Annotated in this window: 7 protein-coding genes and 1 pseudogene; 4 read left to right on the top strand and 4 right to left on the bottom strand. The window is 71.5% G+C overall.

The window, feature by feature from the left end:
- The coding region (locus tag IY392_RS09935) for a hypothetical protein (RefSeq protein WP_194861112.1) at positions 1–214 on the bottom strand (214 nt) is incomplete at its 3' end.
- 165 nt (positions 215–379) lie between these two features.
- Between IY392_RS09935 and IY392_RS09930 the strand changes: the two genes are divergently transcribed.
- The 3 genes from IY392_RS09930 to IY392_RS09920 are packed head-to-tail and all read left to right on the top strand — an operon-like array spanning position 380 to position 3,681.
- Positions 380–1,612, top strand: coding sequence for a pyridoxal phosphate-dependent aminotransferase family protein (locus IY392_RS09930; protein WP_231750490.1), 1,233 nt, complete (start codon positions 380–382; stop codon positions 1,610–1,612).
- Positions 1,609–2,523, top strand: a complete 915-nt coding sequence (locus tag IY392_RS09925; RefSeq protein ID WP_194861111.1) for an NAD-dependent epimerase/dehydratase family protein — start codon at positions 1,609–1,611, stop codon at positions 2,521–2,523. Before IY392_RS09930 ends, IY392_RS09925 begins: the two co-directional genes overlap by 4 nt.
- Before the next feature lie 48 nt (positions 2,524–2,571).
- The gene (locus IY392_RS09920; protein WP_182612841.1) at positions 2,572–3,681 is read left to right on the top strand and encodes an acyl-CoA dehydrogenase family protein; all 1,110 of its coding nucleotides are present in this window, start codon (positions 2,572–2,574) and stop codon (positions 3,679–3,681) included.
- A 33-nt stretch (positions 3,682–3,714) separates the two neighbouring features.
- Here IY392_RS09920 and IY392_RS09915 read toward each other — a convergent pair whose 3' ends face one another.
- Entirely contained in the window at positions 3,715–7,038 is a 3,324-nt protein-coding gene (locus IY392_RS09915; RefSeq protein ID WP_194861110.1) for an error-prone DNA polymerase, read from the bottom strand.
- A gap of 33 nt (positions 7,039–7,071) precedes the next feature.
- Entirely contained in the window at positions 7,072–7,995 is a 924-nt protein-coding gene (locus IY392_RS09910) for a sucrase ferredoxin (protein ID WP_231750489.1), read from the bottom strand.
- An 86-nt stretch (positions 7,996–8,081) separates the two neighbouring features.
- On the opposite strand from IY392_RS09910, the gene IY392_RS09905 reads away from it, so the two are divergent.
- Complete coding sequence (locus IY392_RS09905) at positions 8,082–8,723, top strand: hypothetical protein (protein ID WP_107755880.1); 642 nt, start codon at positions 8,082–8,084, stop codon at positions 8,721–8,723.
- 50 nt (positions 8,724–8,773) lie between these two features.
- On the opposite strand, the pseudogene IY392_RS09900 reads toward IY392_RS09905, so the two are convergent.
- A pseudogene (locus tag IY392_RS09900) lies at positions 8,774–9,264 on the bottom strand (hypothetical protein); the annotation flags it as partial.

Below are 9,264 nucleotides of genomic sequence, written 5' to 3'. Positions count from 1 at the left end.
CCCCCACGTCCGCGTCGAGCCGTCGTTCGGCGACGGCGGACGGTGTGGAGTCAGCGCGGAACCCCCCGGGGGTCAACTCCTCCTCGACTCCGGCGGCGGCCAGGGCCCCGAGGACGGCCAGGATCAACGCCGCGGCGAGCGGCCACCCCCTGGCCAGGACTGCCCGCCCGCGCCGGACGCGCCGCGTCATCCGCAACTCGGCTCTGTGACTCATGGGGCTCCTCACTCAGGCGTGCCCCTCATTCGTTCCTGATCCCGGGGCGGATGGGAGGAGGGTCTCGCCCGGGGATGTGGGCCGGTGGTGAGGATTCGCTCGCCTGACCCATCCGGTCCGGACAGGGGGCCGAACCACCCGGACATCCCACAGGAAGGACTTCCCGTGAACCATCCGCTCATCAACCGCCTCGCGACAGACGAACGGGTCCAACTGTTCTCGACTCTTCAGGACACCGGGCAGAGCCCCTACTACCGCACCATGCACTCCGGCACCGGCGCGACGAGCAACGTCCAGGGCGTCGACCGGATCATGCTCGGTTCCAACAACTATCTCGGCCTGGCCAGCCACCCCGAGGTCATCGAGGCCACCACCGAGGCGGTCCGCAGGTTCGGATCCGCGAGCACCGGCAGCCGACTGCTCAACGGGACGATGTCGCTGCACGAGGAACTGGAAGCGGAGATCGCGGACTGGTTCGGCACCGAGGACGCGCTGTGCTTCTCGACCGGGTACCAGACGAACCTCGGCACCCTGGGTGCCCTCGTCGGTGAGCGGGACGCGGTGGTCATCGACGAGTTCGCCCACGCCTCACTCCGCGACGGCCTGCGGATGGCGCGGACCACCGTCCACCCGTTCCACCACAATGATCTGGGCGCACTCGAAGAGGCCCTCATCGCGGCCCGCGGGTCCTCCCCGGAGCAGATCCTCGTCGTCGTCGACTCCCTCTACTCGATGGAGGGAAGCCTCGCCCCCCTGCCCGAGGTCGCGGAGCTGGCCCGTTCCTTCGGCGCCGCACTCATGGTCGACGAGGCGCACGCCATGGGACTGTTCGGCCCGACGCGGCGGGGCTGGGTCGAACAGACCGGGACGGCGGACGCCGTGGACGTGACCATGGCGTCGTTCTCCAAGTGTTCCGCCTCCTGCGGTGGGTTCATCACCGGTAGCTCCGAGCTCGTCACCGGACTCAGGGTCACGGCGCGGCCCATGATCTTCAGCACGTCCTCGGTCCCCGCCGCGACCGCATCCTCGCTGGCCTCGGTCCGGGTCATGCGGACCGAGGAGGGGGCCCGGCGGACCGAGGCGGTGCGCCGCAACTCGATCCTGCTGCGCGCAGAACTGGGCGGCAAGGGCCTGGAGTGCGGCTCCGGCCTCACCGGCGACGAGTGGTCGCCCATCGTGCCCGTCCCCGTCGGCGACGACCTCCGCGCGGTCCACGTGTGGAACCTGCTGCTCGAGCGGGGCGTGTACACCGGTGTCGCGGTCCATCCGGCGGTCCCGGCGACCGGGGCGATCCTCCGACTGTGCGTGACGGCGGACCACACGGAGGAACAGCTGGTCGAGGCCGCCGCGGCGATCGCCGACATCCTCGCCGCCACCCGGGAACTGTCCGCACTATGAGGGTGGTGCTGACCGGGGCCTCCGGAGACTTCGGCACGGCACTGCTGCGCGGGCTGATACTGCGGGACGAGGTCGACCGCGTGGTCGCGCTCGCCCGGTCGCCGTTGCGGGTCCGACACCCGAAGATCGACCGGCGGGCCGTCGACATCACCTCAGGCGACCTCGACGAGGTGGTCGCGGGCGCCGACGCTGTGATCCACTGCGCCTTCATGGTCGAGGAACCGCGCGACAAGGAGTCGGCGCGGATCGTCAACGTCGACGGGTCGCGACGGGTCCTGTATGCGGCCGAGTCCGCCGGTGCCCGGGTGTGCGTGATGACCTCGAGCATCAACGCCTACGGCCCCCGCGGGGGCGCCGAGGTGATCGATGAGACGGCGCCGATCGGCGCCGATGAGGACCACTACTACTTCCACCACAAGGCGCTCGTGGAGGAGGACGTCCGCCGGTGGCGACGGGGATCCGATGGCCGCATGGCGGTGGCGGTCCTGCGCCCGACGTACGTGGTGGGTCCCGACATGTCCAACTCCGGGCTGGACACCATGCGCTCTCGCGTCGTCCTGCACCCGAGCCCAGGGCGGTCCCACTTCCAGTTCCTGCACCAGGACGACCTCGTCGACGCCTACCTGCGGGTGATCCTCGCCGGCGTCGACGGGGAGTTCAACCTGGGTCCCGAGGGGGCCCTGACCGTCTCCCAACTGTGCCGGATGAACCGGTCCGTGTGCATCCCCGTGCCACTCGGTGCCGCCCGTCGCATGGCCGACCTCGGGTACCGGATGCGGTTGCTGCCCTTCTCCTCACACTGGGTGACCTGCGGAGAGCCGGTGACCACGTCACGACGACTCCGGGACGCCACCGGGTGGACTCCCCGATACGACTGCGCCGAGGCCGCCCGCCTGATGCTCACCGGGTGATCCGGACCCGAGCCCGTACCCACCCGACCGTGTACCGAAAGGACCCCCATGCTCCTCACCTCCGAGAACCAGACCCTCGACTCCTACGCCCCCGGATTGCGCGATCGCCTGTACGAGCACGGCCTGCTCACCAACGAGGGTGCCCGGAGCACCGCCGTGGCGGACTGGTCCGCCACCGGTGGGACCGGTCTGATCGTCCCCGCCGCGCTGGGCGGAGCGGGCGCGAGCGCGGTCGACGCGGTGCGGTTCCAGACCGCCATCGGCGCGGTCGCCCCCTCCCTCGCGGCCGCGACCACGATGCACCACCTGTCGTGCGCGACCCTCTTCGAGGCCGCCGAGGACGCCTCGCAGGACGAGCGCGACCTCATCAAGGCGCTGGTCGAGGGCGGCACCGTGATGGCCTCCGGTTTCTCCGAGGGGACCCCCGGGGGATCTGTGTTCCGTCCGACCATGGCCGCCCGCCGGGACGGTGACGACTACCTCCTCTCCGGCCGCAAGGCCCCCTGCAGTCTCTCGAGGTCCATGAGCCTCCTGGTGGCGAGCGCGCTGGTGGACGAGTCCGAGCGGGCCGTCGTCCTGGTCTTCGACGGGGCCGAGGGGCTTCATCGGGAGGAGTTCTGGAGAAGTCCCGTCCTCGCGGCAGCCGAGAGCGACGCACTGATCCTCGATGACGTCCGGGTCGGTGCCGACATGGTGTTCCTCACCTCCGAGAACGACCCCGACGATGTCCACGAGATGACCGGTTATCTGTGGTTCGGACTGCTCATCAGTTCCTGCTACCTCGGGGTCGCCACGCGGATGGTCGAGCGACTCACCGACCGCGACCGTCTCGATCCGAAGCTGTTCTCCTCGGCGCTCGCCGAGGTCGAGACCATGCGGACCGCTCTGCACGCCGTGGCCCGTGAGTTCGACGAGGGGGCCCGCGGCGGCGACATCTCGGCTCGCCTCGCGCTGGTCCGGTGGTCGATGCGCGACGCTCTCGTGAGGGTGCAGTCGATGGTCCGCGAGGCCGTGGGCGGGTTCGCCTACATGCAGGACCCTGAACTCGCCTACGCCTTCGAGGCCGTTCAGGTGTTCGGATATCACCCGCCGTCGCGGCGGGACACCGCGGACAGATTGGTGCAGTGGGCCCGCGGGGAGGACTTCCGCTACGTCTGACGATCCTGTCTCGGTGGGGCGAGGAACTGCTGGTCACCGGAAGTCCCGGCTGCGGCCGATCGCCATGCCCAGGTGGAGGCGTTCGATCTTGTCCGCCACCACGCTCACCGCGCCCGAGCGGTTCTCCACGGTACCGCGGACGATGAGCGCCGGGGCCGAGGAGACGATCGGGCGGTAGCGTGCCCACAGCCCCACCGAGCACACGATGTTGGTCATGCCCGTCTCGTCCTCGAGGCTGAGGAAGGTCACCCCCTCGGCGGTGGCCGGCCGCTGCCGGTGGGTGACCGCGCCGGCGACCTCCACCCGGCTGCCGTCGGGGACGTGCGCGAGCCCGGCGGTGGTGCACACCCCCCGGGACTCCAGCCACGGCCGGGCGTGAACCGTCGGGTACTCCTCGGGACTGATCCCGGTGGCGGTCAGATCTGCGGAGGTGAGTTCGAGGAGGCTCATCCCCGGCAGTGCCGGGGCGTCGACCTGGCTCAGCCCGGGCAGCATCCCGGGCCGTTGCCGGGCGGCGGTGGCGGCCGACCACAGGGCCGCCCGCCGCCCCCCGACGCCGAGCGCGTCGAGTGCTCCCGCGGTGGCCAGTGCCTCCATCTGCCGGACGGTCAGTCCGGTGCGGCCGGCGAGGTCGGCAGCCGAGGCATACGGCCCGTGGGTGTCGCGCTCGTCGGCGATCGCCGCGGCGAGGTCGGTGCCGATCGCCCGGACGGACTCCAGGCCGAGGCGCACCTCGGTCCCCTCGTTCTCGCAGGTGGCTCCGCCGATCGAGCGGTTGACGCAGGGCCGGTGCACGGTGACGCCGTGCCTGCGGGCGTCGGCCACGAGGGACTGCGGCGAGTAGAACCCCATCGGTTGACTACGCAGCAGCGCCGCGCAGAAGACTGCCGGGTGGTGGCACTTGAACCACGCCGAGTAGTAGACGATCGCCGCGAAGGACTGGGAGTGGCTCTCCGGGAAGCCGTAGTTGGCGAACGCGCACATCTTCTCCCAGATCCGCTCCCCCACCTCGGGCCCGGTGACCGGGGTCCCGGGTGGGCTGGTGCCGATGCCGTGGAGATCACGCATTCCCGCGAAGAACCTCTCCCGCAACCGTGCCATCCGCTCGGGTGAACGTTTGGCCCCCATCGCCCGGCGGAGCTGGTCCGCCTCCGCCGCGGTGAACCCGGCTATCTCGGTGGCGATCTGCATGAGTTGCTCCTGGAACAAGGGGATCCCCAGCGTCCTACCCAGGGCGGCCTCGAGTGCGGGGTGGTCGAACACCACCTTCTCCTTGCCGTTGCGTCTACGGATGTAGGGGTGCACGGAGCCGCCCTGGATGGGGCCGGGGCGGATGAGCGCCACCTCCACCACGAGGTCGTAGAACGTCCGCGGCCGGAGTCTGGGCAGGGTCGCCATCTGCGCCCGCGACTCCACCTGGAACACCCCCACGGAATCGCCGCGGCACAGCATCTCGTAGACCTCGGGATCGGAGAGGTCCAGCCGGGCCAGGTCCACCTCGAGGTCCTTGTGCTCGGCCGCGAGGTCGATGGCGTGGTGGAGCGCCGTGAGCATCCCCAGCCCCAGCATGTCGAACTTGACCAGGCCGACCGCGGCGCAGTCGTCCTTGTCCCACTGCAGGACGGTCCGTCCGGGCATGCGCGCCCATTCGACGGGCACCACATCGGCCACAGGCCGGTCGCAGATCACCATGCCGCCGGAGTGGATGCCGAGATGCCGGGGGAGCCCGACGAGTCTGCGGGCCAGCGCCAGCACGTCGGCGGGCACCGTGTGCTCGGTGGCCTCCCGCTCGTGGTTCTTCAGACCCGACCACCGGTCGACGCTCTTGGACCACGCGTCCTGCTGGCCGACGGAGTACCCGAGCGCCCGGGCCACGTCCCGCACGGCCGACCGCCCCCGGTAGGTGATGACGTTGGCCACCTGCGCGGCGTGATCCCGCCCGTAGCGGGAGTAGACGTACTGGATGGCCTCCTCCCGGCGGCCGGACTCGATGTCCACGTCGATGTCCGGTGGACCGTCCCGCTCCGGGGACAGGAAGCGCTCGAAGAGCAGGTGCGCCCCCACCGGGTCCACGTTGGTGATGCCGAGGGAGTAGCAGACGGCCGAGTTGGCGGCCGATCCCCTGCCCTGACAGAGGATGCCCTCCCTGCGACAGAACTCGACGATGTCGTGGACCACGAGGAAGTAGCCGGGGAACCCCAGCTCGGCGATCACCCCCAGCTCGCGGTGGATCTGCGCGTAGGCCTCCGGAGCCGCGCCGGGGGCCCCGTAGCGCCGGGCGGCCCCCGCGTAGGTGAGCTCGGCGAGCCGGCTGTCCTCCGTGTGCCCCTCGGGAACGTCGAACGGAGGCAGTTCGGGGGCGATGAGCCGGAGGTCGAATGCACACTCGCGACCCAGGTCCGCCGCCCCGGAGACGGCGCCCGGCCAGCGGTCGAACAACTCGGCCATCTCCTCCCCCGAGCGCAGGTACGCCCCTCCGGCCGGGGGCAGGTGCGCGGCATGGGTCTCCAGGGCGTCGCGGGCTCCGAGCGCCGCCATGACAGAGGCCAGACGGGCGTCCTCCGGGCCCGCACAGTGCGCGGCGGTGGTGGCCACGACGGGCAGGCCCGCCGCGGCCGCGAGCGTGGCCAGCGCATCACATCGCTCGGTGTCCTCGGGAACGCCGTGACAGGTCAGCTCCACGACCACCCGGTCCCGTCCGAACAGGTCGACGAGCTCGCCCAGCGCTGCACCCGCAGCCGCGGTGTCGACGCCGGGCACACCCGCGCCGCCGCGTTCGAGGGCTCGCCGCACCCGCCCTCTGCGACACCCGGTGAGCACGTACCAGTGACCACCGGCGGCCTCGGCGAGCTCCCCGATCTCGTACCGCGGTTCACCCTTCGCACCTCCCCTGAGGTGGGCGTGGGCGATCGCACGCGAGAGTCTGCGATAGCCCTCCCCTCCGCGGGCCAACACGAGCAGGTGTTCACCCCCGGGCAGCGAGAGCTCGGCACCGAAGACGGTCGCCAGACCCAGCTCGGACGCCGCCTCGGCGAATCGGACGACCCCGTACAAGCCGTCGTGATCGGTGATCGCCAGCGCGGTCAGCCCCAGTTCCGCCGCCGCCTCCGCCATCGCCTCGGGTGAGGAGGCGCCGTCCAGGAAGCTGAAGGCGGAATGGGCGTGGAGCTCGGCGTAGGGCACCCGTCCCGGCGTCCGGCGCCCGTGAGGCGGGGTGTACTCACCCCGTCGACGGGACCAGGCGGGGGCGTCGCTGCCGTCACCGGGGTGCGGGTTGTGAGGCCCACGCGGGTTCGGCCGGCCGGACAGAACCCGCTCCAGCTCGGTCCAGGTCCTGGGGCCGTGGTACCAGTTCACCGGGCCTCACCCACCGGGGCCCGGTGCATGGGCTCAGAGTTGGGTGAACGACTCCACGACCCACGCCGACGCCTCGCCGGGCGGTTTACGGCAGCTCTGGGACCGTGGAGGCAGTGGGCGGGTGCCCGCCTCGACGCGCCAGGCGCGTCCGTCTGTGTGGCGGACCACGGCCACGCGCGGGGAATCGGGGTCGATCGTGACGACGAGGTCGCCCGGCCCCGCCTCCACACCGGAGTTCCGCACGGCCACCTCCGCCACCTGACCGGCCGGTGGCCAGGTGCTACGGCCCCGCAGGTTCTCGGTGACGACCCGGCCGTCCAGTGCCGCCTCGACGATCCCGGCCGCGTGGGCCACCTCCGCGGGCCCATAGGTGTAACCGGTGCCGGGCAACAACAGGACCGGGGCGAAGCGGTGCCCCCCGGTGTGGGAACACTCCCACACCGCGGCATCGGGGTCGAGCGCTGCCAGGCGCCCGCCCAACAGTGACTCCAGGCCGGCCGCGACGGGGCGGCCCCGCACAGCGCAGCACTGGTCACGCTTGGCGTGGGTGCACACGAGTGGCACAGGTGCCGCGACCTCGCGGGTACCGGCCACGTGCCCGTCCGGAGACAGGTCCAGTCCGAGCAACTCCTCAGGCCCGTCGACGCGGCCGGCGCGGATGCTCTGCCGGTCGGGGCGGGTGTCGCAGAGGTAGAAGCGGTGCCGGTCGAGGCGCTGCCCCTCGCGGCCGGGCCGACGGATGAAGAGCATGCGCGACCCGCAGTCCGCGATGTGCTCCTTGAGACGTCGGGACAGGTCCTCGCCCAGGGCCTCACCGTCGAAGATGTCGCGCCCCCAGCGCCCGGGGACCTCCAGCAGCACCCACGACTCCTCGTGGGCGGCGGTGCCTGCCGGGGGCTCGTCGGCGGACTGCAGGGAACACCAACCCGGGTGTGTGGCGGAATCGGTATCTGACACGACCCCATGGTGCCCCATCCCGCGGGGAGGCGTAACTGTAGCCACCTTGTGGGACAAAAGTGACCAGAGGGATCTAGGGTGGACGTATGCGTATCCATCACCGCCGCTTCGCCGCGGCCGCCGCCCTCACCGCCGTCGCGTCCCTGGGGCTGGCGGGATGTGGAGCCGACACCTCGACCGAATCCCCCACCACCAGCCAGACCACCACGGCGGGATCCTCCCCGGCCGCGCTGGCCCGGGCCCTTGCTCCGGACGAGACCGAGACCTCCGATCCCTCTGCCAGGCCTGCGGACTCCGGACCGAAGAGCGAGGACCCCGGCGAGACCGCCGAGCGCGCCCAGCTCGTCGTGACCGATATCCGCGTGGGCGACTACCAGGGCAAGGATCGCGTGGTCTACGAACTCCAGGGCCAGGGCGTCCCGGGATACTCCGTGGACTACGTGGACGCACCCGCCCAGCAGGGCAGCGGCTCCCCCGTGGAGGTGCCCGGGGACTCGTTCCTCCAGGTGATGATCCGCGACCAGGTCCTTCCCACCATGACGTCGATGACGGAGGTCCCCGTGGGCACCGTCTCGAGCGACGAGGCGACCGGAGTGGCCGGGGTGGCCTTCGCCGGCCAGTTCGAGGGCCGGGCACAATCCGTCATCGGTCTCGAGGGCACGGACCGGCCCTTCTCGGCCTTCCTCCTCCAGAACCCGACCCGACTGGTGGTCGACATAGAACGCTGAGCACACCCGACGAGCGACGAGGGTCACTGCCACGAAGAGTCGTGGACGGTTCATTCGTACACCCCCTCGACCGTCCAACTCCCCGGCTCGTCCCCCACCAGGCAGCACAGCAGCAACGCGGCCGCCCGCTCGGGGACGACCTGTATCCGGGCCTTCGGCCGACGGGGCGCACCACCGGGGCCGGGCTCCCACCAGGCCTCGTCGATCAGCCACGGTCGTGACCAGCCGGCCACCGCACATGGACGGCCCGTGATCTCGACCGCCTCGGGTCGCCCGGTGAGCAGGCCTCGTGGGCCGACCCCGACCGCAACCCCCGCAGCGGTGCGCAGGACGACCCCCCCGGCGAGGGAAACCCGTGCCACGACCCCTGACGCGGGGTCACGGCCCTCGCGGATCTCCAACCTGTAGCCCGGCCCCGGCCACACCACCGACGGCGACGGCGCCGGCAGAGACCCCGGCCACGGCCCCTCCGCGACCGGGTCGGCCGGGGCGTCCCCGTACGGTAGGGACCGCACGCGATCATCCGGGCCCCGGCCGACCC

It is taken from the genome of Dietzia sp. SYD-A1, assembly GCF_015356725.1.
Classification (GTDB): domain Bacteria; phylum Actinomycetota; class Actinomycetes; order Mycobacteriales; family Mycobacteriaceae; genus Dietzia.
The sequence above is the reverse complement of the archived record's forward strand: the minus strand, read 5'-3'. Positions and strand labels throughout refer to the sequence as shown.